This window comes from Leclercia sp. UBA5076, assembly GCF_002416465.1.
Taxonomy (GTDB): Bacteria; Pseudomonadota; Gammaproteobacteria; order Enterobacterales; family Enterobacteriaceae; genus Enterobacter.
The window spans coordinates 416,011-442,396 of record NZ_DIAO01000018.1 but is presented as its reverse complement, the minus strand read 5'-3'; the positions used below and the strand labels follow the sequence as shown (position 1 = coordinate 442,396).

The following is a 26,386-nucleotide window of genomic DNA, read 5'->3' as shown; positions in this document are numbered from 1 at the left end:
GTCATTCACGGAAAACGCAGTTTTTGAGATGTATTCGAAGGAGCGGAGGACGGAACAGGATCACCGGCCTCGGCAGGACGCTGATTTTGATCAGCACCGCTAAAACGAGAACCAGCAGACCGGGTAACAGCAGAAGGTTATCAAAATGAAGAGGTTGGGCGGAGAGCAGCGAGTGGGCGCTCAACTCGCAGGGGGACAACCCAGGGGAGGAAAGTTCCTGCGGGCTATGTTCAGTACTCAACGAGAGCGTGGCGGCTTTGACCTGCATGTGATGCAGGATAGCGGCCCGCTGGGTCAGACAGATCAGCATGACAACACAGGCAACGAAAAGCAGCGCGAGGGCTCTCAGTTGCCTGTTTTTATATTGAGTCGGACCGGTCAGGATAGTCATGGGCAATGAGAATAGTGAGCGACGCCTCTGCGGGCAAGGGGCAATTTGTAAAGTAATGCCAACCGGCGCGCCGCTTCACCAGTAAGTCGCCCAACGCCTGACGCCCCTTTACCCGACCGACATCTCTACCCGCCTGCCCAATTTACGGGCTAACCCTTGTGCGCCGTCGCGCATTACCCGGTGATGATTCCAGCGAAAAACGGGAGCGGCCAGCGGCGCGAGCAGGTTCATCCAGCGGGTAGTGGTGCGGATATCCCAGTCATACCTGACGAGCGTGTTGCCCTCGTGCTCAGAAAAAGACCACACGCCGCGCCCTTCCACCTCACCGCTGGCTTCCCCTTCCAGCAGCGAGAGCGGCTGAATGGTGAGCACGTGGATATCAAAGGTTAACCGATACGGAAGCGCCCCCTTCCAGGTATAGCGATGCAGGGCGCCAATTCCCCGGGCATCCCCTCTCTTTAGCTCGATAACCTGCTCCAGGCTTTCCCACCATTCGGGCCAGACATCGGGATGCGATAAAATCGCCCAGACCTCCTGGAGCGAGGCCTCCACCCGCCAGAGTGTGGAAAAGGTATAATCAGCCATAGGGCACGCCTTCCAGTGATTGTCTCCTGCATTACGCTTCAGTATGTCGGATAACCGCTAAACGTGCAGGATTGACTGTGGCGGATTCTACATGAGATGCGCCGCCATCTGCCGGGCATCCTCTCCGGCCGGTAAACGGATCGGCGTATCCGGATCCGTTGCCATCTGCCAGATGGCTTTTGCCACATCCTCGGGTAAGGTTACGCTCGCATGCGCATCCTGCATGCCCTGAAAGACACGCTCGCTCAACGCGGCATACTCTGCAGGAATCGATCCCATGATCCGTTGCGCATTTTCGCCGAAACGGGTCGCAGGCGAACGCCCGGGCAGCACCAGGCCCACGCGGATATTAAACGGCGCAAGCTCAATTGCCAGAGATTCGGTGAACGCATTAACCGCCGCCTTACTGGCGGTATAGACCGCAAGCAGCGGCAGCGGTTGAAGGGTGACCGCAGACGTGACATTCACGATCACCCCTGAACGACGTTGTCTGAATTGTGGGAGTACGGCCCGGGTCATGGCGAGAGTGCCAAGCGTGTTGGTTTCAAAAATGTCTCTGACCGCCTCCGGGGAGACACCTTCCAGGGCGTTTAACATCCCCACCCCGGCGTTGTTGACCAGAACATCGATGTCGCCGGCGTCAGCGATCGCCCGATCTATGCTCGGCTGCGAAGTGACATCGAGGCTCAGGAGACGTAAACGCGCGCTCCCGGGAAGAAGATTCTCCTGCGGTGTGCGCATCGTCGCAATCACCTTCCAGCCCTGCTCAAGAAAATACCGTGCGGTTTCCAGACCAAAACCTGATGAACAGCCGGTAATCATAACCGTTTTCATAATCACTCCTGCGTGTGGTTTACCTGAGCACATAATAGACAGCGCCGGCTGGACGATATATATTCAAAAGTCCGTTATTCTTTAGCAGGAGTCCGGAAATGAGCGACCCGTTAGCCGAAGCCATCGCCATGTTAAAACTCAAAGCGGTGCTGACAAAAACGGTAACCGGCGCGGGCGCCTGGCGGGTCCGCCGTTCGGATGAGGGGTTGTCATTCTACTGCGCTGTGCTTGAAGGGGCGTGCCGCCTTGAGCGCGAAGGCGATGAGCCCCTCACGCTGCATGCCGGTGACTTTGTTTTAATACCCGCAGCCTACAACTTTGCGTTGACGAGCCTCGTCCCGCCTGCTTCGCCAGGTGTCGATACTATCCCCATCGAAGTGGCAGAGAGACATTTCCGGCTCGGCGATCCCCATGCTGACCCTGAAATGCTGGCGCTGGTTGGTCACTGCATGTCTGAATCACCCGATGCGGGTTTGCTGGTTTCATTGTTGCCCGGGCTTGTGTTTGTGCGTGATGAAAAGCGTCTTTCGCTGCTGGTCGGATTGTTAAAGGATGAAGCCCAGGCGCAACGCTCCGGAAAAGCGTTCATGCTGGCGCGCATGCTGGAACTGCTCTTTATCGAGGCTATCCGCTCTGGCACATCCCTCGCCACGCCCGGATTAGTGCGTGGTCTGGCCGATCCCCGTATCGCCCAGGCGATACGGCTGATACATCAGGAGCCTGCCAGAAAATGGACGGTGCAGGCGCTGGCCAGTCGCTGCGCCCTCTCCCGCTCGATGCTGTTTGAGCGCTTTACGGAGATGACCGGGGTCACGCCGATGGGATACCTGCTCTCCTGGCGCATGACCCTCGCCATGCAACTGCTGTGCGATACCGGCGTCACGGTCGCCGAAGTGGCAGAGCGCACGGGTTACGGCTCCGCCAGCGCATTCAGCGTGGCGTTTACCCGCTATGTCGGTGTGCCGCCGGGGAAATATGCGCAGCATCGCGCGGCGGTTAAACATGTCGGGCTCGCCGACACCGGTTAATCACAGAGCGGGGATTGTCTGAGCTGGGCATCAATTTTCAGGCGGCTCTCCTCTGTCGCCGGGTTAAACACCAGCATCGCCAGATCCGGCCGCCCCTCCACCGCAAAGGTTGAGAATTCAAGCTCTATCGCGCCGGCCTGGGGATGATAGATACGCTTCACCCCCTCACCGTGACTGGCGACATCGTTACTCTGCCACCAGGCAGCAAATTCCGGGCTCTGACGGGAAAGTTCGGCAATCAGGCTGGCGGTTTCCGGCGATGTTCCCGCGCGCGCCACGTCAGCACGAAACGCGTAAACCACCAACCGCGCCACCGCCTGCCAGTCATCCTGCGCCCGGCGTACTGCCGGATCGGTGAACAGGCGGCGCAGAACGTTACGCTCTGTTGCGGGCAGCCGCGCATAATCGGTTAAAACGCATGCGGCGGCGCGATTCCAGGCAATGACGTCCCAGGTAATGGTTTTGACGATGGCAGGGATGCTCAATGCATCCAGAACCCGCTGTAATCGTGGCGCGATTTCGGCAGAAACGGTGAAACGGGTGCCGGGCGGATGGCCGAATGCCAGCATAAACAGGTGCTCGCGTTCCGGTGAGGTCAGGCGTAGCCCGCTGGCGATACGGTTAAGTACCTCCCGCGACGGCGCGCCGCCGCGTCCCTGTTCAAGCCAGGTGTACCAGACCGGGCTGATACTGGCGAGCTGAGCAACCTCTTCCCGGCGCAATCCGGGCGTGCGTCGCCTGCCCGGGCTAAAGCCAAAGGTGGCCGGATCGAGGCGTAAACGTCGCGCCCGCAGAAAATCGCCCAGTGACTGCATAGCAGTGTGCATCGTCGTCATCCTGTTAAGGTTTATACCCTGATAATGTCTCTACTTTTCTCGTCTGACTATAGCGCTACTCTGTTCCGGAACCCTACTCTGGAGGTGTGTTATGCGAGTTTTTCTTACCGGCGCAAGTGGCTTTATTGGCTCCCGGATCCTCACTGAACTGCTGGCGGCCGGACATCAGGTTACCGCGCTCGCCCGCTCGGAGAGCAGCGCGCAGGCGCTCAGGAATACGGGGGCGGAGGTTCATCGCGGAACCCTGGATGACCCCGATACGTTAGCGGCGGGCGCACAGCATGCGGAAGCGGTGATCCATACGGCTTTTGATCATGATTTTCACCGTTTCGTCGAGAACTGTGAAAAGGATCGGCGGGCTATCCATGCCATGGGCCAGGCGCTGAAAGGCAGCGATCGCCCGTTGATTATCACGTCAGGAACCGGCATGGGCGATGACACCGCCACGGCATTAGCGCAGGAAAAGCACTTTAACGCCGGGAACAGCCATCCCCGGGTGGCAACAGAAACTGAAGGCAATGCGCTGCTTGCTGAAGGTGTTAATGTGCAGGTTGTGCGTCTGCCACAGGTGCATGATACCCGGCGCCAGGGCCTCATCACCTGGTATATTCAGCACGCGATTGAGAAAGGCGTTGTGGCCTGCATCGGTGAGGGCGATAACCGCTGGTCGGCGGCGCACGTCAGCGATGTCGCCGCGCTCTACCGACAGGTGCTGGAGCGTGGCGAAAGCGGTCAACGCTACCACGCTGTTGCCGAAGAAGGGGTGCCCCTCCGGCAGATCGCAGAAATCATTGCCCGCAAGCTCGATCTGCCGTACATCTCGCTCCCCTCCTCAGAGGCTGAAGCGCATTTTGGCTGGTTCGCTATTTTCGCCGCCATAAACCTGCGCGCATCCTCCGCCTGGACACGTCAGCAGTTGGGCTGGCATCCCACCGGCCCCGGCCTGCTCGAGGATCTGGAGAATATGGATTACGCGCCGCTGTTATCCTCCCGCTAGCCATCCCGCCCGGCGTCACCGTTGTGACGCCGGGAAAACGCCCTACCGGTTATACGCCCAGTCAGCCGTTGTTAAGCAGCGCATTCGCGACCGAGCCGCCCTGCTGACCCGTCGCGCCAAAAACCAGAATCACAGAAGCGTTGTTCATTGTTGCGTACTCCCGAAAAAGGTTGGCGTGTCATTCGCATCAGTCCAGCGATAGTGCCCATGTTCATCAACACTCAGCCAGCCGCAGGAGGAGCCAGCGAAATGGGCGCTACACCACAGGGCGTTATGTTCCGCACACCATGCCATCGCCCGACGCCGTGACTTTTCCGCCTCGTGATGGTCGCTGCAAAACACCGAATTCCATTCCGGGTGGCTAAACTGCCACGGTGAATGTGCAATATCCCCGGCAAAGAAGGCATATTCGCCGCCCGCGGAGAGGATCAACGCCGCATGATCGGGGCTGTGCCCGGGCATGGGGGTATAAGAAATTCTGCCGCTAAATACCGGCTGCGCGGCCACATCAACGGTTTCCAGCAGGCCCGCGTCAATCACCGGCAGCAGGCTGTCGAGCCATAAATTCCGGTAGCGTTCACTGTTTTGTACCCGAATAAGCTCTTTCTCAGAGCAGATATAACGCGCGTTGGGAAACATCGGCACCCAGCGGTTATCCCGCCAGAGAGTGTTCCAGCCAACATGGTCAGTGTGCAGGTGAGTCAGTAATACCAGGGTCACCTCTTCCGGCTTAATGCCCGAGGCCAGAAAATTCTCCAGGTAGCCTGTGTGCAATTGATGGTAAAACGGATTACCACCGCGTTCGCGACCATTACCGGTGCCGGTATCAATCACAATAATATCGTCGGGAGTACGTATGACCCAACTGTGGATCGACAGCGGTACGCTCTGACGGGCCCATTCTGCGTCTGCGGGCCGGAGATAATCAGGATATAACTCCGCTGTTGGTATTTTAATTTCTCGCTCCATGATCTTAAAAATAACCGTGTCGCCTATCCGGTAAGATTGCATAACGCCCTCCGCCTGTTCTCGGCATAGTTGATTTACCAGGTTGAGATTCACTATGCTGCTGGGATAAATAACATTCAAATTGATTAACATGATGAAGAAAATCATTGAAAATGATTTTAACCGGATAGATTTGAATCTCCTGACGGTGTTTCTGGTGTTATACCGGGAAGCGAGCGTCACCCGTACCGCAGAGGTGCTGCATCTTGGGCAACCGGCCATCAGCGGGGCGTTGAAAAGACTGCGGGAGATGTTTGATGACCCGCTGTTCGTTCGCGCGGCCCGGGGGATGCTGCCGACACCGCGCGCCGAAGCCTTGATGGTTCATATGCAACCGCTGATGGAAAACCTGCATACCGTCATTTTTGGCGCTCAGGACTTCTCTCCCGCCACGGCAAAACGGACCTTTCGCCTGGGCATAAGCGACTGGAGCGAGCACTGGCTGATGCCGGATCTCCTGCCCGCCATCGCCCATCAGGCACCTGGCGTGGCGCTGCATAGTCTCCCCGCCGATCCCTTTCAGGTACGTCGATTACTGGAGGAGGATGCCATTGATATTGCCGTTTCGCTGAACAAGCAGAGCACGGGAGAGATCGTGAGCGAGCCCGTCATGACAATGGGCGTTTCGACGCTCTGGTCAGCAGAGCAGATCCCCTGTGAAGGGCCCTTGTCGGTAAACGACTTTATCGCTTATGAACATGTTATGGTGTCGTATCGCGAATCAAGCCACAGTGAAATTGACCGGCAGCTTGCCAGCCAGGGGTTGCAGCGGCGCGTGCGTTACGTGACGGCCAATTTTTCCACCTTTCCTCTGCTGTTAACCACGATGCCCGTTTTCGCCACGGTTCCCGACGGACTGGCCCGACGATGGCAGCAGCATTTTGCTTTACGCACCAGCGCCACGCCCGTGAATTATCCCTCGTTTACGTTGTGTCTGTTGCGCCACAAGCGCCGGGCGCAGGATCCGGCGCTGAACTGGCTGGTGGAGCAGTTAAAAAGAGCCATACAGCGCGTTTAAGCCCCCCTCACAGGTTGTTGCAGCACCGCGCGGCTCCAGTCATAAAATGCGCGCACCGAAGGCGGTAAATACCTGTTTTGCGGATAGACCAGCGAAAGCGGCAAATCAAAAGAGAGGTTATCCATGCAGGCGATGAGCGCGCCGTTTTGCAGGTAAGGCGCAACCAGATAGCTGGCGACACGGATTACCCCAAGCCCCTGTATACCGGCCTGAATATAGGCGTCGGTATCATCGACAACCAGCGTCTCCTTCATCCGGATCGCGCAATCGCCCTCCTCAAGGGTAAAAAACCAGTCGGTGGTGCGTCCGGTGCGATGGTTGAGATAGCCAACGGCGTAATGCCTTTCCAGATCATCAATATTTTCCGGCTTACCATGGGCGGCAAGGTATGCCGGAGAGGCCAGAACCACCCACTTAAAGTTCGCGAGAGGTCGAGCCACCAGCGTGGTTGAATCGTCGATTCTGCCGGTACGAATCACGCAGTCATACCCTTCCTGAATGATATCTTCGACGTTATCGCTGGAACACAGCATCAACTCCAGCTCAGGATACAGCTGCAGAAACTCCGCTAGCCTCGGGAGAATGCAGTGCCGGGCCAGCGACTGCGGCATCCCCACCTTGAAACGCCCTTTGGGCTGCGCCGCCCGGCCAGGAAAAGAGGATTCTATGGCGGCAATATCAGCCAGCACGCGTTTGCAATCCTCATAGTACCGTCGGCCATCGGCGGTCACGCTGAGTGTGCGGGTGGTTCGCTGCAGAAGCTTGATCCCGAGCCAGGCTTCCAGATCCTTAATCACGCGGGATACCGTTGAACGCGGCAATCCCATCGCTTCGGCTGTCCTGGCGAAGCTATGGGTATCCACCACGCCGACATAGACCTGCATTGCTTCCAGCTTATCCATATTGCCCTCCAGACCGACTGATTATGCCATTTTCACGAACAGTTTAACCCGTCCTCAGCCTCTTATCGCATAAACCACCCTGCCATAAAATGGCCTTAATAGCAGCAAACAAGCTGCTGACAAAGATGAGGAATAAAAATGACAGAGCGCAATGTTAATCAGGGCGAAAAAGTATTGGTGCTGGGAGCGGGACAACTGGGCACCGCCGTACTGGATTTTCTGATCCCGGCAGTCACACGGCGAAACGGCAGCGTCTCGGTTATCGTCTCGCCCGGGTCACTGGATCAACAGGGCAACCTGCTGGCCGATGATCATCAGCGACTGGCTGATTCAGGCGCAACATTTATGGCCGTTGACGTTGCAGCCAGTACGATTGAATCGTTAAAACCCCACTTTGCTGGCTTTGATACGGTGATCAACTGCATGGGTTTTATCGCCGGTGCAGGCACCCAGATAAAAATTACCCGCGCGGTGCTGGAAGCGGGCGTGAGACGCTACTTCCCCTGGCAGTTTGGCGTTAATTACGATGTGGTCGGCAAAGGAAGCGGCCAACCCGTCTGGGACGAGCAGTATGAGGTCAGAACCCTGTTGCGGGAACAGCGCGCGACGGAGTGGGTGATTGTGTCAACCGGTATGTTTACCAGCTTTCTCTTCGAACCGGCGTTTGATGTGGTGAATTTAGCCAACAGAACCCTTCATGCTCTCGGAGGATGGGACACCCAGGTCACCGTGACCTCACCCGCGGATATTGGCCGGCTGACCACGGCGATCTATTTGCAGCAGCCGCGTATCGTCAACGAGGTGGTCTTTGTCGCGGGGGAAACGACCTCCTATGGCAAACTGGCGGAAACGGTTGAACGCGTCACAAAACAGACCTTCGCGAAAAGCGTATTCACGCTGCCCGCCTTACAGGAAGAACTGCGTTTACAGCCGGATGATCCGATGCTGCGCTATCGCGTCGCCTTTGCCCGGGGAGAGGGAGTGTGGTGGCCGATGAGTGAAACCTGGAATGCGCGGAACAATCTGCCCACGCAGGATATTGCCTCCTGGCTCAAAACGGCCATTTAACGTTTGTCTTCCGGCCTCAGGCGCTGGCTTTAGCCAGCCGCCTGTCACGCCCCGGCGGCACGCCATACATCCGGGCATAGTCCCGGGTGAACTGCGACACGCTGGCATAGCCTACCCTGTAGGCCGCCTGGGCAATGGCAGTTCCTTCTGTCAGCATCAGCCGACGGGCGTGGATCAGGCGCAGCTGTTTCTGAAACTGTAACGGCGAGGTGGTGGTGATAGCCCGGAAATGTTGATGGAACACGGAAACGCTCATTCCCGCCACGCCGGCAAGCTCTTCAACGCTTATCGTGCGGGTAAAATCCTTACGCAAAACCGCGACCGCGCGGCTGATGCGTGCGGAATAGCTCTCTGCTGCGCCAAGGGCACGGATAGCCGCCCCGTGTACGCTGCGAAGTAGCCAGTAATGCAGCTCTCTGCGTAATCCCTCACCCAGGACCGCCAGCGCAGGCGGGTCGTCAAACAGTCTTGCCAGCCGGTAAGCGGCATCCGCCACCCCGGCATTCATTGGTTCAATGCCGACGTAAGGCCCGTCACCCTGCCCTGCGGGTGCCAGCGCCTGAAGCTCACGCAGGATGGCAGTATCCAGCTCGAGCACCAGGGAATAGTAGGGATGGCGAAGGCTGGCCTGGGTAATCTGGCTGATCGTCGGCACATCCGCAGCAATCACCATCGCCTCGCCCGGGCCATAGTCAAAACGTTCAGTACCGGTCGTGACGCATTTGCGTCCCTGCAACAGCATCGCAATCAGCGGTTTGTTGATGGCCGCCTGCAAATCGCCGGGATGCAAAGCCCGGACAATCGTCAACCCCGGAACCGGCGTAGCAGCAACCCCGCTACGGTCAGCGTGCGTATCAGCATAGCGGCGGCAAAGCTCGAACAGTGCAGCAGGCATAGGATCCTTTCGGGCAAGTTTTTTAACGATAGTATGTGATAACTGGCGACAGAACACCCTCCTGGAAGAGAAATGGGCAAAACTTCACAAGGATCGGGCAATGGCCACAGAGGGGCTTCTCCTACTGTAGTGATACCACTCAACAGACAGGAGCTGTCATGAATAAAATCGCACTTATCACCGGCGCCAACCGTGGCCTCGGCCGTCGTACCGCCCTCGCCATTGCACAACAGGGGGGTGATGTCATTGTCGCTTACAGAGGAAACACCGAGCAGGCTGAAGCGGTTGTCGCGGAGATCCGCGCGCTGGGACGCAAAGCGATTGCCCTCCAGCTTGATATGGCGCAGACGGCAAGTTTCCCGCGCTTTGCTGAAACATTGCGCACGCAGCTTGCTGAAGTCTGGGCGCGCGACACCTTCGATCATCTGATTAACAACGCCGGTCACGGTGAGTTTGCTACCCTGGCCGATACCACCGAAGCGCAGTTCGACGGGTTGTTCGACGTTCACGTCAAAGGGGTGTTTTTCCTGGTGCAGGCGCTGCTGCCGATGCTGGCCGACGGCGGGCGGATCGTTAACTTTTCGTCCGGTTTGACCCGGGTTTCCTACCCGGGATTCTCGGCCTACGCCGCGGCAAAAGCGGCGGTTGAGATGCTGGGCGTGTATATGGCCCGCGAGCTGGGCGGGCGCGGTATCACCGTCAATACCGTCGCGCCAGGGGCCATTGAGACCGATTTCGGCGGCGGCCTGGTGCGCGACAACGCCGATGTTAACGCACAGTTTGCCGCCATGACCGCGCTCGGGCGTGTCGGCGTTCCCGATGATATCGGACCGATGGTCGCCAGCCTGCTGCGTGACGACAACCGGTGGGTGACTGCCCAGCGTATCGAGGTGTCGGGCGGACAGACCATCTGATCCCCACGCCATAAGAACCGGGTCTGGCCTCAGCGCGGAAGTAACGGCGCCAGGGCCAGCCTCGCCAGGCGCACGGTCTCCTGCAGACGCGCCAGACTATCCCCTGCCCGTGCTTTCGCCGACAGTCCCGCCATCAATGTGCTGATAAAGTCGGTCAGCCGAACGGCTTCGTGCGGATAGTATTGGGCAATATAGGCCCGGATAGTCTCTTCTGCGGCAGCGTGCAATTCGCTTGCCGCCTCGCGGGCAGGCCGATCGTTGCAATGGATCCCTTCCAGCACCAGGCACCCGGCCGCCGCCGGATCGTTCACATAGCGTTTTGCCGCGTCGTGCAGAACATCCATCAGGCACTGCACCACCGGGCGGTCGTGACGCAGGAGTTCAGTAAAGGGGATCGCGCCAGTATGGCTATACCGCTCCAGCACCCGGGTGTAAAGCCCCAACTTGCTGCCAAAAGCGGCATAGAAGCTGGGGGGATTAATGCCGAACGCCTTCGTCAGATCGGCCACACTCACCGCGTCATAACCCTGCGAGTGAAAGAGGTGTTGGGCAGTTTCAATGGCCTGCTCAGGATCGAACCGGCGAGGTCGTCCTGGGGTACGGCTCTTTTTTGTAGTGATCACTACATTACTCCTTGACGGCACATGTAGCCGACGCATATTGTAATGACCACTACAATATCATAAGGAACGTTTTATGGCTGCACTGCAAAAGAGATCGGTACTGGTTTTAGGCGGAAGTCGTGGCATTGGCGCGGCTATCGTCAGGCGCTTTGCCTCCGAGGGCGCATCGGTGGTGTTCAGCTATGCGGGATCGCCAGACGCCGCCGCGCAGCTGGCCGCTGAAACCGGAAGCGTGGCGGTACAGACCGACAGCGCCGACCGGGATGCGGTAATTAAACTCGTGCGTGACAGCGGGCCGCTGGATGTTCTGGTCGTCAACTCAGGCATTGCGCTCTTTGACGATGCGCTGGAGCAGGATAGCGACGCCGTCGATCGCCTCTTCCGGATCAACATTCACGCGCCTTACCATGCCGCGGTTGAGGCGGCCCGGCAAATGCCGGACGGCGGACGCATTATTGTCATCGGTTCCGTGAATGGCGATCGCATGCCCATTCCGGGGATGGCCTCTTATGCGGTCAGTAAATCGGCACTGCAAGGACTGGCGCGCGGCCTGGCGCGTGACTTTGGCCCACGCGGGATCACGGTTAACGTCGTACAGCCCGGCCCCATCGATACCGATGCGAATCCAGAGAATGGCCCCATGAAGGAGCTGATGCACAGCTTTATGGCAATTAAACGACACGGGCGTCCTGAGGAAGTGGCGGGCATGGTCGCCTGGCTGGCGAGCCCGGAGGCGTCATTCGTGACAGGCGCCATGCACACCATCGACGGCGCCTTTGGCGCATAATCTTTCAGAGGGAGGGGTCAGCGAGGCGCTTGACGAAGCGCTCGGAATAATGTTTGCCGGCGGTAATACGCAGGATAAATCAAAGCATCATCATCATTTCATGCCATGCCATCCCGCCGTGATCGGACTCCGACGGCCTGATATAGCGGTAGCCAAAATGGGCGTACAGATCGACATGGCGATCTTTACACATCAGGTGAATGGTCTTTTTATGCATCGCCTTCATGCGTGACACGAATTCACGCATCAGCAATGACGAATAGCCTTGTCCCTGAAAATCCGGATGTACCACCACGGACATGATTACTGCGTTTGGGGCATCCGGATCGTGGCCCACCAGTTCTTTAAACGCTTCGTCGGACATCACCACGTCCCATGCACAGCCCGCATTAATGAATCCAATGACTTCGCCCTCCAGCGTTATGCACAGAAAGCCTTCCGGGTAGCGATTAATGCGGGTTGCAATTTTTTCGCGCGTTGCCGCTTCATCCCCTTCATAGGACATCCTTTCAATCTCATGGCAACGATCAATGTCAGCTGCGGTTGCCTGGCGGAATACCGGGGTAGTCATATTTTTGCCTCTTCGTCATGTTGTGGGCGACAGAATACCTTGTTCCCGGCATGTTTGTGCTGCATGTTATGCAATAGTAAACTGTATAATATGCACTTAACCGGATTCCGGGAAAATATGTATTCACCCTTACGTAAGCTCGATATGAATCTACTGCTGGTTTTCGATTCTCTCTACCGGCACGGCAGCGTCACGGCTGCCGCCAATGAGCAAGCGCTTAGCCCTTCGGCGCTGAGCCATGCCCTGAACCGCCTGCGGGTCGCGCTTGCAGATCCGCTTTTCGTGCGTACCGGCGGTCGGATGGTGCCCACGGCCAAAGCGGAAAGCATCGCGGCGAAGGTTTCCGGGGCGTTAGGCAGCCTCTCTTCCTGCCTGCTCGAGTCTGGGGATTTCGAAGCGGAAAAAAGCCGGGAGACATTCACCTTTGCCGTAACGGACTACACCGCCGCGGTGATCCTGCCCGCGCTGGTGGCACGGGTCAATCAGCTGGCGCCAGGCATCACCCTTAAGCTTGTCTATTCGCGGGATTTTAATGCCGATGACGATCTGCTGTCGGGTAAGGTCGATTTTGCCCTGGGGTTCGAAGAGGAGCAAAAGCCCTCCCGACGCGGCATCGAATCCATGACCTGTTTTACCGATGACTATGTCGTTGCCGTGCGCCGTGGTCATCCGCATATCCAGGATTTGCTGACGCAGGAAGGTTACCTGAGTGCCGGGCATGTGGTGGTGCGCCCGTGGCTGGAAAGCCGCGGGATGATCGATCGTTATCTGGAAAGCCAGCAGGTACGTCGCCGGATCGTCGTGGAACTTCCCAGTCTGATGATCGCCCCTCTGATTGTTTCCCAGTCCGATCTGGCGATCACGCTGCCCAAAAGAGGAATAGCGTCGATCTTTGATATGAAAAACCTGATGGTTTTTGCTCCCCCTTTCCCGACACCGCAGTACATCCTGAAGGCCTATTACAGCCCTACGCTGGGTAACTCACCCGGACATGTGTGGATGAGGGAGCAAATTCTGGCGATATGCGATCGGTAAGATCCGGTGTATGCAGCCTAATCCGCCGACTTCACGATATAGGTCACCACGCCAAAGATATCGAGCGACTCTTCGCTGCTCACGAGGATGGGCGAATAAGCGCTGTTCATCGGGTTAAGCTGTACCCGGGGCCGGAGCTGCAGGCGTTTTACCGTAAATTCCCCCTCCACCGCGGCGATAACAATATCCCCGTGCTGCGCCGTTCTGGCGCTGTCGACAATCAGCAGATCGCCGTCGCCGATCCCGGCGTCAATCATCGAATCCCCGGCCGCCTTCACAAAGTAGGTCGAGTTGGGATGCTGAATAAGTAATTTGTTTAAATCGATACGCTGTTCAACATAGTCCTGGGCCGGACTGGGAAAACCGCACTGCACCACATCGCTGAAAAGGGGGAGCGCAATCACCTCGCGCAGCGCTGAAAGTTGGTAAAACTCCATGATTCGTTCCTCGAATACTGTTTTTATATACAGTAGTCGTGGCGCGAAGCGCAATCAAGTCGCAGGCCGACAACGGCGGTTTATTTCTTAACCGCTTCGCTTACAAGTGATTATTGCAATTAGAAATATTTGTTTTGTAAATGTTTTCTGGCCTGGAGGTCTTCAAACAGGCTGATGAAGGATACAGAGGGTGCGGGCACGCTCCCGCTCCTCTGCCATCAGTTCGGTGATATCGCCTGGCCGCCCGCGCATTGCCCGGCGGCGCTTCGCTTGCACGGGCCTACAAAACCCGCTCTGCCACCTCCTGCAACGCATCCCGCTCCGCCCCCGCCAGCGTCTGCAACGGAAAAGGCAAACACGGCGCCGCAGCCCTTCCCCGCAGCTCCGCCACCGTCGCGATCACCCGCAAACTCCCGTATCGACGGAAGAATCTCCATAACGGCTCCAGCGCGCCGTTAAGCCGCCGGGTCTCCTCCACATCCCCCCGCAGCGCCGCCTGCGTCAACCGCAGGCAATAATCCGGGAAAAGTCCGGCCAGCACCGAGTACCAGACGTCGCACCCTGCCAGCAGACCGGCAGCCGACTGCGCATCACCGCTGATGCCAATCGTCACCCCCGCCGCCACCTGGCTTTTCAGCTTCGCCACACGGGCTAAGGCGTCAGCCGGATCGGCAGGCAGATCGCCGAGCTTGATGGAACCCATGTTGGGTAAAAACGACAGCGCCTCCAGCAGTTCATCATTAAATTCAAAGCCGCTGGTCGCCGGGTTGTCGTAGATACAGAGCGGAACGGAAATTTCACCGCAGAGGCGCTCGTACAGACGGAACACTTCCTCCGCCGTCAGTTTCTGGTAACAGAGCGGGGCCAGCAGCAGACCGCTCACCCCGGCCTTTTGCGCATCCTCTGCCAGTCTCACGATCTCTTCTGCGTTGACGCTGCCGATACTGGTCATCACCGGCACGCCCGCGGCGGCACTCACCGCCAGCCTTGTGGCGGCGAAACGCTGCTCCCGGGTTAAGTAGGCGTAACTCCCCGTGGAGCCCAGCGCGCCGATGGAATTTACCCCCGCTGCCGCCAGCGCCTCAATCAGCGCAACAAAGGCGTTTTCATCAATCTCCCCCTTTACCAACGGCGTGAGAGGAAATGCGCTCAGACCTGTAAACATCCTGAATCCCTTATAAAATTAGCGGCCAAATTTTCGTGATTCCACGACATAAAGAATCACGTCAAAGATGATAAATACCATTAACGGGCTCACCCTCTCATGCAGCAGCGTGGCGGGAGCCCCAGCCCGAAAAGCCTGTCCCATGCAATGATGCAGGCATTGTCAGCAGAGCGGCAACCACCATGAAAGGTAGTGCGATAATCAGCGCCCGGCTGATCACCTGCCAGCCACCCGATTTACGGGCCATCGCGGGCATTGAGCCTGAGCAGAGCCGCTAAGACTTATCTTAAATTCCCTCAGAAAGGGAATTATTTTATGAATCTGCAAACACCCTTTACCACCCGGAAATTATTCGTCAGATATATAAGAAATGCTAACTTATTTATTAGCGAGGATATATTCCCTGGAGCCGGTGAAAAAATAAAATTTGTTAGCCATGAGCAAGGAAAAAACGCATCGGGAGGCTTATTGACGTTTGTTCCGTTCTGTCTAGATTTATTTGTGCACGCATTTGAGGAAGTTAATTTTCCTTAAAAGTATTCTCAACGAAAAACTGGAGACAAGTTATGGCTAATCATCGAGGCGGTTCCGGCAATTTCGCAGAAGACCGGGAGCGTGCATCCCAGGCGGGCCGTAAAGGCGGACAGAGTAGCGGCGGTAACTTTAAGAACGACCCGCAGCGGGCATCCGAAGCGGGAAAAAAAGGCGGACAAAATAGTCGCGGTGGCGGACGCAAACCCGCAGCGTAATCCGCTGCGATATATCTTCCGCTAACGGCGATATGTCAGACAATATATTCATGGACGTACCGAGCGGCAATTTTGCCACACCATGCAAACGCAGCCCGATATATTATACGGAGGTTAGAGTATGCATTTGAGACGAAGAGTTCGTAACGCACGCAATAATCATCGCACCCGTGATGATGTTGGCTGGATAATTCCGGAGGATGCAGAGTGTACGCGTTCGCCGGATAGCGGCGGCCCGGCGCTCAATATCATCAAGCGTGATGACGCTGACCGTGAAGTGAGGCTCAGTCAGCGTCAGTCGTACCTGGTCAACGCCATGGCGCACCGCGATCTGAAGTAATCAGCTGTTAAGTGATGCAAATTTGTTGTGTTTATTTTTTTGCCCGGCCTTCCCCGCCGGGCTTTTTTATGCCGCCCCTAGCGACGCAACGGCAATCCGGCGCTCTCTTTCGCCCGTAACACCGTCAGGAAGGTGATCAGGGCGGCCATCATGACAAACAGCGCGGGGGCGAGCGGATTGCCACTCTTCAGAACCAGCCAGGCCGAGAACCACGGCGTGATACCGCCAAAGAACGCCACCGCCACGTTATAGGCGATAGCGATACCGCCAAAGCGAATCCGGGTAGGAAACAGCTCCGCGATAGCCGCGCAGCAGGCCCCGTCAAAGGCGGCAATGCAGATCCCCAGCAACAGCATCGCCAGTAGCGCGGAGACGACATCGCCCTGCGCCATCAATCCCATGGCAGGCCAGCTCAGGAGGATAAACCCCATGCAGCCCGCCAGCATCAGCGGCCTGCGGCCAAACCTGTCCGACAGATACCCCATAAAGGGCACCATCACCGCCACAGCTAACAGCCCGAGCGTGGTAATAAGGTATGCCTGCTGCGTCGGAAAGCGCAGCGCCGTCGTCAGGTAGCCGGGAATAAAGGCCTGTAGCATCCAGTGCCCCACCGCCTTGATGACCACAAAACCGATGCAGAAGCCCAGCGCGCGCCGCTCGGTGGTGACCGCCACCTGCAGCGGGGCGGCCTCGGTTTTATGGCTTTGCTTCAGCGCCAGGAATTCGGGAGAGTCTTCAAGATGGGTGCGCAGGTAGAGGCCAATCCAGCCCAGCGGCCCGGCGAGCAGGAAGGGAATGCGCCAGCCCCACTCTTTCATTGCCGCCTCTCCCAGCACCGTGGTGAGCAGCAGCACCAGGCCAGAGGCGGCAACAAAAGCCAGAAAGCCGAAGTTATCGATCCAGCTGGTAAAGTAGCCCCGGCGGCGGGCGGGAGCATATTCCGCCAGAAAGGTGGTGGCTCCTGCGCTTTCGCCCCCGGCGGCAAATCCCTGAACCAGACGCACCAGCACCAGCAGCACCGTGGCGAGAAGCCCCACCTGCGAATAAGTGGGCAGCAGTCCGATCAGAAAGGTGGCGCCCGAGGTCAGCATGATCACCGACGCCAGCACCCTCCGGCGTCCGATGCGGTCCCCGAGGGAGCCAAACCACAGCCCGCCCAGCGGACGCATCACAAACCCGGCGCCAAAGACCGCGAACGACGACAGCAGCGCCAACGCCGGATCGTCAGCCTGGAAAAAGTGCAGGCCAATAAACGCGGCCAGCGTGCCGTAAAGCCCAAAATCGAACCATTCAACAAAATGGCCGACACCGGTGGCAAACAGCACTTTGCGCAGCTTACGGGACACAGGATCCCCTTAGCGTTTTTTCGGCATCATGCGCAGGAGGGTATTGTCTTTCCAGTAGTAGTGGTGAAGCAGCGCGGCAAAGGCGTGGATCCCGATAACGAAATAGCCCAGCTTCGCCAGGGTGACGTGCCACGCTTTCAGCGTGTCCACGAGATCAAAATTGGACTCGGCGGCGTGCGGCATCCCCAGCCCGAACGCAAACCAGGTATTGCCCCGGTTATACATCATCACCAGCCCAATCAGCGGCAGCGCAATAAACAGCAGATAGATGGCGAGGTGCCCCAGATGCGATAAGCCGATATACATCGGTTTTGGCTTAGGCACAATCGGCGGCGCGGGATACTTAAGACGCACCAGCAGACGCGCGACCATCAGCACCAGTACAGAGATGCCGCATGAAACGTGGACCATATTGATCAGTGGGCGGTCGCTGCGGGGGAACCAGCCGCGAAACTCCATGGCACAGTAGGCCACGATCACCAGCAGAAAAACCAGCCAGTGGATCGTGATTTGCAGGCCGGTGTATTTATTGCGCATAGTCTTTCCTGAACAGAAGGCTAAAAAACGTAAAATAACCCAGCTTCAGTTAAAAATTCATTATTTATTCTCCCCGACTTTTCAAAAACTTCCGTGCAGATGAGCCATCTTCAATTGCCTCGCTGGGCTTCATGGTCTAATCCTGGATGAGTTCAACGTCCCGTACATCACACAGGAGAAGATCATGAGTAAGATTGGCATTAACGGTTTTGGTCGTATTGGCCGACTGGTTCTCCGTCGGTTGCTGGAAACGCAGGACAGTAATAGCGTGGTGGCGATTAACGATTTGACGTCGCCAAAAGTGCTGGCCTACCTGTTAAAACATGACTCTAACTATGGCCCCTTCCCCTGGAGCGTCGACTTCACTGAAGACGCGCTGATCGTCGACGGGAAATCCATTTCGGTTTACGCCGAGAAAGAGGCGAAAAACATCCCGTGGCGATCTGCGGGCGTGGATCTGGTAGTGGAGTGCACCGGGTTCTACACCTCGCAGGAGAAATCCCAGGCCCATCTGGACGCGGGCGCCAAAAAAGTGCTGATCTCCGCCCCGGCCGGCGAGATGAAAACCATCGTCTTTAACGTTAACGACGACACCATCGAGGCCAGTGACACCATTATCTCTGTCGCCTCCTGCACCACCAACTGCCTGGCCCCGCTGGCGAAAGTGCTGCACGACGCCTTTGGCATCAAGGCGGGCACCATGACCACCATCCACGCCTATACCGGCACCCAGGCGCTGGTGGATGGGCCGCGCGGCAAGGATCTTCGCGCCTCCCGCGCCGCGGCGGAAAACATCATTCCGCACACCACCGGCGCGGCGAAGGCCATTGGGCTGGTGATCCCCGCCCTGAGCGGCAAGCTGAAAGGCCACGCCCAGCGCGTGCCGGTTAAAACCGGCTCCGTCACCGAGCTGGTCTCTATTCTGGATAAAAAAGTGAGCGTGGATGAGATCCATCAGGCGCTGAAAAAGGCCACTGAGGGCAACGAATCCTTCGGTTATACCGACGAAGAGATTGTCTCGTCCGATGTGATCGGCAGCCACTTTGGGTCGATATTCGATGCCACCCAGACCGAGGTCACCGAGGCGGGCGATGTCCAGCTGGTGAAAACCGTCGCCTGGTACGACAACGAATATGGTTTTGTCACCCAGCTGGTGCGGACCCTGGATAAGTTCGCGGCGCTGTAATCACCCTGCGGACAGCCAGGCTGCCCGCAACCTGTGAAACTGTTCAGGTTTTCATTCCGTTAACCCTGCTATAACAAACGCTTTCCAGAGAGGGAGCGTTAACATGGAAGCACTCAGCCGCGAAACACTCGAACAGAATATGGCCCACGCTGTTAGCCGTTCGGCCACCTTTACCATCTGGCCCGATAATGAAGCCCCGGGCGCGCAGACCAGCGACGCCGTCTTTACCCCGGAACCCCACCACACCGGTACCTCCCACTTTGATCGCGCCGTCACCGGCATCCGCGCCCCGGAGATAACCGTCTATACCCCGAGCAAACCTAACGGGGTGGGTATCCTGGTGACACCGGGCGGGTCATACCGCCGCGTGGTGCTGGATAAAGAGGGCAGCGCGCTGGCCTCCTTCTTTAACGCCCGCGGCTACACCCTGTTTGTGATGACCTACCGCATGCCGGGGGATGGTCATGAAGAGGGGGCCGACGCGCCGCTGGCCGACATCCAGCGCGCCATGCGGGTGATCCGCGCCAGTGCCGGGGAGTGGCAGCTGGATCCGGCGCGGATTGGAGTGCTGGGCTTCTCGGCGGGCGGTCACGTGGCGGCGAGCCTCGGTACCCGCCATGACGAAACGGTATACGCCCCGCTCGACGCCGCCGACGCGCTATCCGCCCGTCCGGCTTTTATGGCGCTGGTCTATCCGGTGATCACCATGCAGGGCGAACACTACCACCCGGGCTCGCGCCTTGAGCTGATGGGTGACAACCCTGGCGAAGAGCTGATCCGCCGCTATTCGCTGGAAGCGCGCGTCACCCGCGATGCCCCGCCGACCTTCCTGCTGCATGCCGCCGACGACCCGGCGGTGAAGGTCGAGAACAGCCTGGCGATGTTTACCGCCCTGCGCCGCGTTGGGGTGCCGGTTGAGATGCATCTGTTCGAGCGCGGGAAACATGGATTCGGCATCCGCGATGCCCAGGGGCTGCCGGTGGCCCTCTGGCCGGAGCTGATGATGAACTGGATTGCGACGAAGGTGTAAGCGGAAGGGTGCAGTCTGGATGCCGGGTGGCGCTGCGCTTACCCGGCCTACAAAACCGGCAAACGGCATCGGACACGTAGGCCGGGTAAGGCGAAGCCGCCACCCGGCAAGCCTCGCGCCACCCGGCGTCTCTATCACGACTGCAAATAGACCACCTGGGTCTGCAAATACTCGTGCAGACCGTGTTTGCCATCCGCTCCACCGATCCCCGATTTACGCCATCCCGCGTGGAAGCCCTGCATCGCTTCAAAGTTCTCGCGGTTGATGTAGGTTTCACCGAACTTCAGCCCTTTAATGGCCTTCATCGCCACGTTCAGATCCCGGGTATAAATCGAGGATGTCAGACCATAATCGCTGTCGTTGGCCATCTTCAGCGCCTCCTCCAGGGTGTCAAATACCACCACCGGCAGCACCGGTCCGAAGGTCTCTTCGTGCATGATGCTCATCTCCTGACGCACGTCCAGCAGCAGCGTTGGCGGATAGAAGTAGCCCTTCCCTTCCACCGCTTTGCCGCCCAGCACCACTTTCGCCCCCTGCTCTACCGCCAGCGCCACCTTCTGCTCAACACGCGCCAGCGCCGCGGCGTTGATCAGCGGGCCCATGGCGATGTCGTTACGCTCGGCCGGGTTGCCAAACTGCACCGCTTTCATCGCCTCGCCCAGACGGTTTGCAAAGCGGTCGTAGATGCCCTTCTGCACATAGACGCGCTCGGCGCAGTTACAGACCTGTCCGGTGTTGATCACCCGCGAGTCGACAATCGCCTTCACCGCCAGCTCAAGATCTGCGTCGTCCATCACGATAGCCGGGGCTTTACCGCCCAGCTCCAGGCATACTTTGGTGATGTTCTTCGCGGCGGCGGCCATGATTTTCTCACCTGCGGCCACGCTGCCGGTCATGCTGACCATCGCCACTTTCGGGTTGCCCGCCAGCTCCTGGCCCACGGTTTCCCCGCGTCCCAGCACCAGGTTAAAAACCCCTTTCGGCAGGCCGATCTCGTCGACGATTTTGGCGAAGGCGATGGCGTTGTTCGGAGTAAATTCGCTCGGCTTAATGACGATGGTGTTGCCGGTCACCAGCGCAGGTGCCAGCTTGCGGGCGATCAGGAAGAACGGGAAGTTCCACGGCAGAATACCGGTGGTGACGCCCAGGGCGCGTTTGAACAGCAGAATGTTTTCGCCCGGACGATCGCTCTGGATAATTTCGCCCTCGTAGCGGCGGGCCCACTCCGCCATGTAGTCGAGATAGTCGGCGGTGAAGGAGACCTCAACCTCCGCGAGCTGCTGGATCTTGCCGCCTTCGGCAACGATCAGGGCGCTGATCTCGCTGGCGCGCTCACGAATGCCTGCCGCGATTTTACGCAGCCAGCCTGCGCGCTGGATGGCAGGCAGTGCCTCCCAGGCCTCCTGGGCGCGTTCGGCTGCGTCAATCGCCTTGCGGGCATCTTCGGCACTGCCGTCGGGAATACGGGAAATGACCTCTTCGGTGGCCGGATTGATGACATCAATCCAGGCATCACCCTGCCAGGCTACAAACTGTCCATCGATATACATAGGATGTTGTACGGGTACTGTCATGACTCGCTCCTGTAATTACACTGTTTTTAACAAGTAAAATTATTGTTAAAAACTACAGTTCCCGATCCTCAATCCCAGCCTATCGCGCTGTTTTTGTGAGATATCTCATAAAAGAAACGGGTCAGCAGGAGGAAAACATTACATTCCGGCAACAGAGAGTTGCCCGTTTGCGTCAAACTCATCGCAAACGGGCAACGCGTTACAGCAGCGCGCGGCTGGCCAGCGCTTCGGTGAGCACCGCATCATGACGCAGGATCTGCCAGGCGGCCTCTACCTCGGCAGGAATATCCACATGCACGATAAAATCGCGGCCAAGCGGACCGTAGCCATTGATGTCATCCCGCAGGCGCGGGAGCTCGCCCAGCACCAGCGACAGATAGCGCTCGACGGGCCACAGCCCCTCGCCGCCGCCGCGGAACACCAGGCCCTCATCACTGTTTTGCAGTTGCGGCACAATGCCGGGATGGCTGGTCCACGACGGGGCATCTGGCTTATCGCGCCAGACGCGGGCAAAGGTCGCCATGGTCCGCCGCTGCATGGTCGGGTCCTGCACCACAATCCCGCGCGTCACCCTTAGCTGATGATGGAGGAACGTCGCGGCGCTGAAGCGGGCATTTTCACCGCAGTTGGTGGATTGATCTTCAACCAGCAACCGCTCCGGCGGAATATGCCAGAACTCCCGGGCAATCTCCGCCAGAATGGTGGCCTCGGCTTTGCCGGTAGTGCGCACCTTGTTATAACGCGGATGCTGCGCGATGGCGGCATATAAGAAGGTGGTGGAATGGCCTATCCCGCCGCTGATCAGCAGCGGCACGGCAAGCTCCGATGCCAGACGGCAGGCTGCGTCGATGGAGGGGATCACCGCATTACCGGCCAGCACCACCAGATCCGGCTGTAGCGCGGGCGGATTGTAAGGCAAATTATCTTCAGCGAGCCAGGCCCCGACGGTATTGACCGCGGCCAGCGTTTTATCCGGCAGAGACGGGAAGATTGTGAGACTCATCGTTACCTCCTTCCAGCAAGTAAGTTCAGGGTAACGCGCGGGCCGTCGGTTAACAGAGGATCCCTCTGAAAGCGAAATCGGCAGTTACCTTATAAGAATAGTCATTAAACTGAAATAACCAGAAACGTCCAAAAATCAGGCGGTTGCACCTGCATTATATGCTGTAACTTAGACCATAAAAAAAATTAAGCGCCAGAAATATCGCCATTAAAAGCAGTGATTGCTGCTTATTTCAGCGTGATCTGACCAGTTTTTACCTCGCCCTGCTTGCCAAAAGTAACAGCTCTCCCTAATTTGCTTAACAATTCGACAACCTTCTTCCTTTCTGGGTTGCACCCGAAGCGCGCCGGGTGTCACCCGCTTCATCATCCACTGGGCGGGATCACGGTTATGACACAACAACATGAAAGCAGTGCCGCAGTTTTACGAAAAAATAAAAAGGTGCTGGTTGCCAGCCTCACCGGCAGCGCCATTGAATGGTTTGACTATTTTCTCTACGGCACGGCCGCCGCGCTGGTGTTCAATAAAATCTTCTTCCCGATGGTCGACCCGGTTATCGGCCTGATTCTCTCCTATCTTTCGTTCTCATTAACCTTTTTTATTCGCCCCATTGGTGGCGTTCTTTTTGCCCATATCGGGGATCGCATTGGGCGCAAGAAAACGCTGGTCTTAACCCTGTCGCTGATGGGGGGTGCAACCGTGATGATTGGGCTGTTACCCACCTACGAGCAGATTGGCCTCTGGGCGCCGGCGCTGCTGATCCTGATGCGTATTATTCAGGGGATGGGGATCGGCGGCGAATGGGGCGGCGCCCTGCTGCTGGCTTATGAATATGCGCCTGAGAAGCGCAAAGGCTTCTTTGGCAGCATTCCTCAGGCGGGGGTCACCATCGGCATGCTGATGGCGACCTTTATCGTCTCGCTGATGACGCTCTTCAGCGAAGAGGATTTCCTCTCCTGGGGCTGGCGTATTCCGTTCCTGCTGAGTTCGGTGCTGGTGCTGCTCGGCCTGTGGATCCGTAAGGATATCGACGAAACGCCGGAGTTTAAAAAGGTGAAATCCTCCGGCAAGGTGGCCAAAGCCCCGCTGCGCGATACGCTGAAATACCACTGGCGCGAAGTGCTGATCGCCGCCGGGCTAAAAGTGGTTGAGACCGCGCCCTTCTACATCTTCTCCACCTTTGTGGTCAGCTACGCCACCACCACGCTCAGCTATCAAAAATCGCAGGCGCTGGAGGCCGTGACCCTCGGGGCGCTGGTCGCCACCATCATGATCCCGCTGATGGGGCTGCTGTCGGATAAGGTCGGTCGCCAGCGAATGTATGCCGTCAGCGTCTTTGTCCTCGGCCTGTTTATCGTGCCGTGGTTTATGCTGCTCAACACCGGCACCACCTGGGGCATTGTGCTGGCTACCGTCATCGCTTTCGGCGTGCTGTGGGCACCGGTCACCGCGGTACTCGGCACCCTCTGTTCAGAAATTTTCACCGCCAACGTGCGCTACACCGGCATCACCCTCGGCTATCAGCTGGGCGCAGCCCTGGCGGGCGGCACCGCGCCGCTGATTGCCACCGGCCTGCTGGCGAAATATAACGGCGACTGGGTGCCGGTGGCCTGGTATCTGGCGGTCACAGTGACCATCTCCCTGATTGCGATCTTCTGTGCCAGCCGGGTTAAACGCGCCCCGGTCATCAACGCACAAACCCACGAACTCTGATCCCCAGGCGGCCAGCACTTGCTGGCCGCTGTCATACTTACCGCTCACATTTGATTAACCCGCTATTATCATATTCACTTGAAACAGACTTTGCGTCAGACGTAGAATCATTAGCCCACTAACTATCATCAATGCGACAGGTAATAAACGCTATGCGCCTGCCCCAACGCGACCCCTATGCTCCTCGCGAGTGGCAGCCTCACGAAAAGCCGATGCTGTTAGGCTCCCCCTCCACTCCGATCCACAGCACGCCCAAACGGGTGGCCTACGGTGTGGTGGGACTGCTGGTATGCCTTACCGGCGCGCTGGGCAATGCCATGGTTTCGGCCAACCTGCAAAATCTGCAGGGCACCTTTGCCGCCTGGTCCACCGAGATCGCCTGGCTGCCCGCGGTGTACGTGATGACTAACGTGTCGATAAACCTGCTGCTGGTGAAGTTTCGCCAGCAGTTCGGCCTGCGCGCCTTTACCGAAGGGTTCCTGGTGCTCTATGTGCTGGTGACCTTCTTTCACCTCTTCGTCAACGATCTCAGCTCGGCCCTGATGGTGCGCGCCGCCCACGGCATGGTGGCCGCGGCGCTCAGCTCGCTTGGGATCTACTATCAGATCCAGGCCTGGCCGGCGAAACACCGCCTGAAGGCCCTGACCATTGGTATCACCGGTTCCTCGCTGGCGATCCCCATTGCGCGGCTCTTTTCCACCGAGCTGCTGCAGCTGGACGAGTGGCGCGGGCTCTACCTCTTTGAGCTGGGTCTGGCGCTGATCTCGCTGGGCTGCGTCATCGCCCTCAAGCTGCCTCCCGGCGACCGGCGCAAGGTGTTCGAGAAGAAAGATTTCATCACCTTTATCCTGCTGGCTCCGGGGATGGCGCTGCTCTGCGCGGTGCTCTCCCTTGGGCGGCTGGAGTGGTGGTTTGAAACGCCGTGGATCGGCTGGGCGCTGGCGGGTTCGTTGGTGCTGATTGTCTCGGCTATCGTCTTTGAGCATAACCGCAGCAACCCGCTGCTGAACACCCGCTGGCTCTCCAGCGGCAGCATTCTGCGCCTGGGGCTGATTATGCTGCTGATCCGCATCGTGCTGGCGGAGCAGAACACCGGGGTAATCGGCTGGTTACAATATGTTGGCCTGCAGAACGAGCAGATGACCCACCTGGCCTGGGCGATTTTTGCCGGCATCCTCTGCGGCATCGCCGCAAGCTGCCTGACCATCAAACCGACAAAGCTCGCCTGGCCGATTGTCACCTCGCTGGTGCTGATGATTATCGCCTCGCTGCTCGACAGCCAGTCCAGCAGCCTCACCCGCCCGGATCAGCTAATGCTGAGCCAGTTCCTGCTTGGCTTCGGCAGTGCATTCTTCCTGGCCCCGGCGATGCTGGCCGGGATTGGCGGGGTGATTGCCGATCCGCGCAACCTGGTCAGTTTTTCGGTGCTGTTCGGCATGAGCCAGAACATCGGCGGGCTGTTGGGTTCCGCCATTCTCGGCACCTTCCAGACCTGGCGTGAGAAGTACCACTCCAGCCTGCTGGCCGAACAGCTCACCAGCCTCAATCCGCTGGTGAACGAGCGCCTGCAGATCTACAGCCAGATGTACCGGAGCCTGATTGGCGACAGCGCCCAGCTGAGCGTGCAGTCCGCGCTCCAGCTCCAGAACGCCAGCACGCTACAGGCAAATATTCTGGCTTACAACGATACTTACCTGCTGACGGCAGGTATCGCCAGCGCCACGCTGGTGTGGATCCTGTGGCGTTTGCTGCGGCTTCGTATCACGGCCCGTCTGGCGCTGAGAAAGGCCACCGGCAGTAAATAATGGTTTATA

At 58.1% G+C, this 26,386-nt stretch carries 28 protein-coding genes and 2 pseudogenes; 13 read left to right on the top strand and 17 right to left on the bottom strand.

Features of this window, described 5'->3' with window-relative positions; translation table 11 throughout:
• Position 1: 1 nt before the first annotated feature.
• From B3X29_RS19375 to B3X29_RS19365, 3 genes are all read right to left on the bottom strand, one after another.
• Entirely contained in the window at positions 2-391 is a 390-nt protein-coding gene (locus B3X29_RS19375; RefSeq protein ID WP_168192020.1) for a copper-binding protein, read from the bottom strand.
• A 108-nt stretch (positions 392-499) separates the two neighbouring features.
• Complete coding sequence (locus tag B3X29_RS19370; RefSeq protein ID WP_159339376.1) at positions 500-976, bottom strand: SRPBCC family protein; 477 nt, start codon at positions 974-976, stop codon at positions 500-502.
• An 87-nt stretch (positions 977-1,063) separates the two neighbouring features.
• Positions 1,064-1,810 carry an SDR family oxidoreductase gene (locus B3X29_RS19365; RefSeq protein ID WP_156654587.1) on the bottom strand — a complete coding sequence of 249 codons (747 nt, stop codon included), beginning with the start codon at positions 1,808-1,810 and terminating at the stop codon, positions 1,064-1,066.
• 98 nt (positions 1,811-1,908) lie between these two features.
• Here B3X29_RS19365 and B3X29_RS19360 point away from each other — a divergent pair, with 98 nt between their 5' ends.
• Positions 1,909-2,838, top strand: a complete 930-nt coding sequence (locus B3X29_RS19360) for an AraC family transcriptional regulator (protein WP_103179759.1) — start codon at positions 1,909-1,911, stop codon at positions 2,836-2,838.
• Here the strand turns inward: B3X29_RS19360 and B3X29_RS19355 are convergent.
• Positions 2,835-3,665, bottom strand: coding sequence for a helix-turn-helix transcriptional regulator (locus B3X29_RS19355; RefSeq protein ID WP_159339377.1), 831 nt, complete (start codon positions 3,663-3,665; stop codon positions 2,835-2,837). The two genes, B3X29_RS19360 and B3X29_RS19355, sit on opposite strands and share 4 nt — an antisense overlap.
• Before the next feature lie 100 nt (positions 3,666-3,765).
• Between B3X29_RS19355 and B3X29_RS19350 the strand changes: the two genes are divergently transcribed.
• Positions 3,766-4,671, top strand: coding sequence for an SDR family oxidoreductase (locus B3X29_RS19350; RefSeq protein ID WP_103179760.1), 906 nt, complete (start codon positions 3,766-3,768; stop codon positions 4,669-4,671).
• 64 nt (positions 4,672-4,735) lie between these two features.
• Here the strand turns inward: B3X29_RS19350 and B3X29_RS19345 are convergent.
• A pseudogene (locus B3X29_RS19345) lies at positions 4,736-4,819 on the bottom strand (NmrA family NAD(P)-binding protein); the annotation flags it as partial.
• On the bottom strand, positions 4,816-5,682 hold the full coding sequence (locus tag B3X29_RS19340; protein WP_159339378.1) for an MBL fold metallo-hydrolase: 867 nt from the start codon (positions 5,680-5,682) through the stop codon (positions 4,816-4,818). The gene B3X29_RS19340 and the pseudogene B3X29_RS19345, both read right to left, overlap by 4 nt.
• A 91-nt stretch (positions 5,683-5,773) precedes the next feature.
• Here B3X29_RS19340 and B3X29_RS19335 point away from each other — a divergent pair, with 91 nt between their 5' ends.
• On the top strand, positions 5,774-6,697 hold the full coding sequence (locus B3X29_RS19335) for a LysR family transcriptional regulator (protein ID WP_103179761.1): 924 nt from the start codon (positions 5,774-5,776) through the stop codon (positions 6,695-6,697).
• Here the strand turns inward: B3X29_RS19335 and B3X29_RS19330 are convergent.
• Positions 6,694-7,599 (bottom strand): LysR family transcriptional regulator, encoded by a 906-nt coding sequence (locus B3X29_RS19330; protein ID WP_159339379.1) that lies wholly within the window; start codon positions 7,597-7,599, stop codon positions 6,694-6,696. The genes B3X29_RS19335 and B3X29_RS19330 overlap by 4 nt on opposite strands.
• Before the next feature lie 138 nt (positions 7,600-7,737).
• On the opposite strand from B3X29_RS19330, the gene B3X29_RS19325 reads away from it, so the two are divergent.
• The gene (locus B3X29_RS19325; RefSeq protein WP_159339380.1) at positions 7,738-8,667 is read left to right on the top strand and encodes an aromatic alcohol reductase; all 930 of its coding nucleotides are present in this window, start codon (positions 7,738-7,740) and stop codon (positions 8,665-8,667) included.
• A 16-nt stretch (positions 8,668-8,683) separates the two neighbouring features.
• On the opposite strand, the gene B3X29_RS19320 is transcribed toward B3X29_RS19325, so the two are convergent.
• The gene (locus B3X29_RS19320) at positions 8,684-9,562 is read right to left on the bottom strand and encodes an AraC family transcriptional regulator (protein ID WP_290561747.1); all 879 of its coding nucleotides are present in this window, start codon (positions 9,560-9,562) and stop codon (positions 8,684-8,686) included.
• Positions 9,563-9,720: 158 nt separating this feature from the next.
• On the opposite strand from B3X29_RS19320, the gene B3X29_RS19315 reads away from it, so the two are divergent.
• Positions 9,721-10,476 carry an SDR family NAD(P)-dependent oxidoreductase gene (locus B3X29_RS19315; RefSeq protein WP_103179765.1) on the top strand — a complete coding sequence of 252 codons (756 nt, stop codon included), beginning with the start codon at positions 9,721-9,723 and terminating at the stop codon, positions 10,474-10,476.
• Positions 10,477-10,505: 29 nt separating this feature from the next.
• Here the strand turns inward: B3X29_RS19315 and B3X29_RS19310 are convergent, their stop codons facing one another.
• Positions 10,506-11,096, bottom strand: coding sequence for a TetR/AcrR family transcriptional regulator (locus B3X29_RS19310; protein WP_159339649.1), 591 nt, complete (start codon positions 11,094-11,096; stop codon positions 10,506-10,508).
• A gap of 76 nt (positions 11,097-11,172) precedes the next feature.
• On the opposite strand from B3X29_RS19310, the gene bdcA reads away from it, so the two are divergent.
• Positions 11,173-11,886: an SDR family oxidoreductase gene (gene bdcA, locus B3X29_RS19305; protein WP_159339381.1), complete on the top strand. Its 714-nt coding sequence runs from the start codon at positions 11,173-11,175 to the stop codon at positions 11,884-11,886.
• A 79-nt stretch (positions 11,887-11,965) separates the two neighbouring features.
• On the opposite strand, the gene B3X29_RS19300 is transcribed toward bdcA, so the two are convergent.
• Positions 11,966-12,457, bottom strand: a complete 492-nt coding sequence (locus tag B3X29_RS19300) for a GNAT family N-acetyltransferase (protein WP_103179767.1) — start codon at positions 12,455-12,457, stop codon at positions 11,966-11,968.
• A gap of 117 nt (positions 12,458-12,574) precedes the next feature.
• Between B3X29_RS19300 and B3X29_RS19295 the strand changes: the two genes are divergently transcribed.
• The gene (locus B3X29_RS19295; protein WP_159339382.1) at positions 12,575-13,492 is read left to right on the top strand and encodes a LysR family transcriptional regulator; all 918 of its coding nucleotides are present in this window, start codon (positions 12,575-12,577) and stop codon (positions 13,490-13,492) included.
• A gap of 17 nt (positions 13,493-13,509) precedes the next feature.
• Here the strand turns inward: B3X29_RS19295 and B3X29_RS19290 are convergent, their stop codons facing one another.
• From B3X29_RS19290 to B3X29_RS22620, 3 genes and pseudogenes are all read right to left on the bottom strand, one after another.
• Positions 13,510-13,929 carry a translesion error-prone DNA polymerase V autoproteolytic subunit gene (locus tag B3X29_RS19290; RefSeq protein ID WP_103179769.1) on the bottom strand — a complete coding sequence of 140 codons (420 nt, stop codon included), beginning with the start codon at positions 13,927-13,929 and terminating at the stop codon, positions 13,510-13,512.
• 280 nt (positions 13,930-14,209) lie between these two features.
• The gene (locus tag B3X29_RS19285; RefSeq protein ID WP_159339383.1) at positions 14,210-15,094 is read right to left on the bottom strand and encodes a dihydrodipicolinate synthase family protein; all 885 of its coding nucleotides are present in this window, start codon (positions 15,092-15,094) and stop codon (positions 14,210-14,212) included.
• An 18-nt stretch (positions 15,095-15,112) separates the two neighbouring features.
• Positions 15,113-15,341, bottom strand: a pseudogene (locus tag B3X29_RS22620) (hypothetical protein); the annotation flags it as partial.
• Positions 15,342-15,660: 319 nt separating this feature from the next.
• On the opposite strand from B3X29_RS22620, the gene B3X29_RS19280 reads away from it, so the two are divergent.
• Both B3X29_RS19280 and B3X29_RS19275 read left to right on the top strand, forming a co-directional pair.
• Positions 15,661-15,843: a general stress protein gene (locus B3X29_RS19280; protein ID WP_103179772.1), complete on the top strand. Its 183-nt coding sequence runs from the start codon at positions 15,661-15,663 to the stop codon at positions 15,841-15,843.
• A gap of 121 nt (positions 15,844-15,964) precedes the next feature.
• Positions 15,965-16,183 (top strand): hypothetical protein, encoded by a 219-nt coding sequence (locus tag B3X29_RS19275; RefSeq protein ID WP_103179773.1) that lies wholly within the window; start codon positions 15,965-15,967, stop codon positions 16,181-16,183.
• A 77-nt stretch (positions 16,184-16,260) separates the two neighbouring features.
• Here the strand turns inward: B3X29_RS19275 and B3X29_RS19270 are convergent, their stop codons facing one another.
• A complete protein-coding gene (locus tag B3X29_RS19270; protein ID WP_231736490.1) occupies positions 16,261-17,529 on the bottom strand; it encodes an MFS transporter in 1,269 nt (422 codons plus the stop codon).
• A gap of 9 nt (positions 17,530-17,538) precedes the next feature.
• Positions 17,539-18,066 carry a cytochrome b561 gene (gene cybB, locus B3X29_RS19265; protein WP_103179774.1) on the bottom strand — a complete coding sequence of 176 codons (528 nt, stop codon included), beginning with the start codon at positions 18,064-18,066 and terminating at the stop codon, positions 17,539-17,541.
• A 184-nt stretch (positions 18,067-18,250) separates the two neighbouring features.
• Between cybB and gap the strand changes: the two genes are divergently transcribed.
• The gene (gap, locus tag B3X29_RS19260) at positions 18,251-19,252 is read left to right on the top strand and encodes a type I glyceraldehyde-3-phosphate dehydrogenase (RefSeq protein ID WP_103179775.1); all 1,002 of its coding nucleotides are present in this window, start codon (positions 18,251-18,253) and stop codon (positions 19,250-19,252) included.
• Between the two features lie 103 nt (positions 19,253-19,355).
• On the top strand, positions 19,356-20,282 hold the full coding sequence (locus B3X29_RS19255) for an alpha/beta hydrolase (protein WP_156654597.1): 927 nt from the start codon (positions 19,356-19,358) through the stop codon (positions 20,280-20,282).
• A 134-nt stretch (positions 20,283-20,416) separates the two neighbouring features.
• Here B3X29_RS19255 and aldA read toward each other — a convergent pair whose 3' ends face one another.
• Positions 20,417-21,856: an aldehyde dehydrogenase gene (gene aldA / locus B3X29_RS19250; protein ID WP_159339384.1), complete on the bottom strand. Its 1,440-nt coding sequence runs from the start codon at positions 21,854-21,856 to the stop codon at positions 20,417-20,419.
• A 199-nt stretch (positions 21,857-22,055) separates the two neighbouring features.
• The gene (locus B3X29_RS19245) at positions 22,056-22,859 is read right to left on the bottom strand and encodes a YdcF family protein (protein WP_159339385.1); all 804 of its coding nucleotides are present in this window, start codon (positions 22,857-22,859) and stop codon (positions 22,056-22,058) included.
• A 390-nt stretch (positions 22,860-23,249) separates the two neighbouring features.
• Between B3X29_RS19245 and B3X29_RS19240 the strand changes: the two genes are divergently transcribed.
• Positions 23,250-24,572 carry an MFS transporter gene (locus tag B3X29_RS19240; RefSeq protein ID WP_159339386.1) on the top strand — a complete coding sequence of 441 codons (1,323 nt, stop codon included), beginning with the start codon at positions 23,250-23,252 and terminating at the stop codon, positions 24,570-24,572.
• Between the two features lie 152 nt (positions 24,573-24,724).
• Positions 24,725-26,377: an MFS transporter gene (locus B3X29_RS19235; protein ID WP_409454949.1), complete on the top strand. Its 1,653-nt coding sequence runs from the start codon at positions 24,725-24,727 to the stop codon at positions 26,375-26,377.
• Positions 26,378-26,386: the final 9 nt, after the last annotated feature.

Coding starts and splice junctions, on each gene's coding strand:
- B3X29_RS19350 (WP_103179760.1), top strand. CDS start 3,766: ATGCGAGTTTTTCTTACCGGCGCAAGTGGCTTTATTGGCTCCCGGATC.
- B3X29_RS19245 (WP_159339385.1), bottom strand. CDS start 22,859: ATGAGTCTCACAATCTTCCCGTCTCTGCCGGATAAAACGCTGGCCGCG.
- B3X29_RS19325 (WP_159339380.1), top strand. CDS start 7,738: ATGACAGAGCGCAATGTTAATCAGGGCGAAAAAGTATTGGTGCTGGGA.
- B3X29_RS19255 (WP_156654597.1), top strand. CDS start 19,356: ATGGAAGCACTCAGCCGCGAAACACTCGAACAGAATATGGCCCACGCT.
- cybB (WP_103179774.1), bottom strand. CDS start 18,066: ATGCGCAATAAATACACCGGCCTGCAAATCACGATCCACTGGCTGGTT.
- B3X29_RS19285 (WP_159339383.1), bottom strand. CDS start 15,094: ATGTTTACAGGTCTGAGCGCATTTCCTCTCACGCCGTTGGTAAAGGGG.
- B3X29_RS19330 (WP_159339379.1), bottom strand. CDS start 7,599: ATGGATAAGCTGGAAGCAATGCAGGTCTATGTCGGCGTGGTGGATACC.
- B3X29_RS19280 (WP_103179772.1), top strand. CDS start 15,661: ATGGCTAATCATCGAGGCGGTTCCGGCAATTTCGCAGAAGACCGGGAG.
- B3X29_RS19340 (WP_159339378.1), bottom strand. CDS start 5,682: ATGCAATCTTACCGGATAGGCGACACGGTTATTTTTAAGATCATGGAG.
- B3X29_RS19355 (WP_159339377.1), bottom strand. CDS start 3,665: ATGCACACTGCTATGCAGTCACTGGGCGATTTTCTGCGGGCGCGACGT.
- aldA (WP_159339384.1), bottom strand. CDS start 21,856: ATGACAGTACCCGTACAACATCCTATGTATATCGATGGACAGTTTGTA.
- B3X29_RS19300 (WP_103179767.1), bottom strand. CDS start 12,457: ATGACTACCCCGGTATTCCGCCAGGCAACCGCAGCTGACATTGATCGT.
- B3X29_RS19320 (WP_290561747.1), bottom strand. CDS start 9,562: ATGCCTGCTGCACTGTTCGAGCTTTGCCGCCGCTATGCTGATACGCAC.
- B3X29_RS19335 (WP_103179761.1), top strand. CDS start 5,774: ATGAAGAAAATCATTGAAAATGATTTTAACCGGATAGATTTGAATCTC.
- B3X29_RS19315 (WP_103179765.1), top strand. CDS start 9,721: ATGAATAAAATCGCACTTATCACCGGCGCCAACCGTGGCCTCGGCCGT.
- B3X29_RS19235 (WP_409454949.1), top strand. CDS start 24,725: ATGCGCCTGCCCCAACGCGACCCCTATGCTCCTCGCGAGTGGCAGCCT.
- bdcA (WP_159339381.1), top strand. CDS start 11,173: ATGGCTGCACTGCAAAAGAGATCGGTACTGGTTTTAGGCGGAAGTCGT.
- B3X29_RS19275 (WP_103179773.1), top strand. CDS start 15,965: ATGCATTTGAGACGAAGAGTTCGTAACGCACGCAATAATCATCGCACC.
- B3X29_RS19360 (WP_103179759.1), top strand. CDS start 1,909: ATGAGCGACCCGTTAGCCGAAGCCATCGCCATGTTAAAACTCAAAGCG.
- B3X29_RS19240 (WP_159339386.1), top strand. CDS start 23,250: ATGACACAACAACATGAAAGCAGTGCCGCAGTTTTACGAAAAAATAAA.
- B3X29_RS19365 (WP_156654587.1), bottom strand. CDS start 1,810: ATGAAAACGGTTATGATTACCGGCTGTTCATCAGGTTTTGGTCTGGAA.
- B3X29_RS19290 (WP_103179769.1), bottom strand. CDS start 13,929: ATGGAGTTTTACCAACTTTCAGCGCTGCGCGAGGTGATTGCGCTCCCC.
- B3X29_RS19375 (WP_168192020.1), bottom strand. CDS start 391: ATGACTATCCTGACCGGTCCGACTCAATATAAAAACAGGCAACTGAGA.
- gap (WP_103179775.1), top strand. CDS start 18,251: ATGAGTAAGATTGGCATTAACGGTTTTGGTCGTATTGGCCGACTGGTT.
- B3X29_RS19295 (WP_159339382.1), top strand. CDS start 12,575: ATGTATTCACCCTTACGTAAGCTCGATATGAATCTACTGCTGGTTTTC.
- B3X29_RS19370 (WP_159339376.1), bottom strand. CDS start 976: ATGGCTGATTATACCTTTTCCACACTCTGGCGGGTGGAGGCCTCGCTC.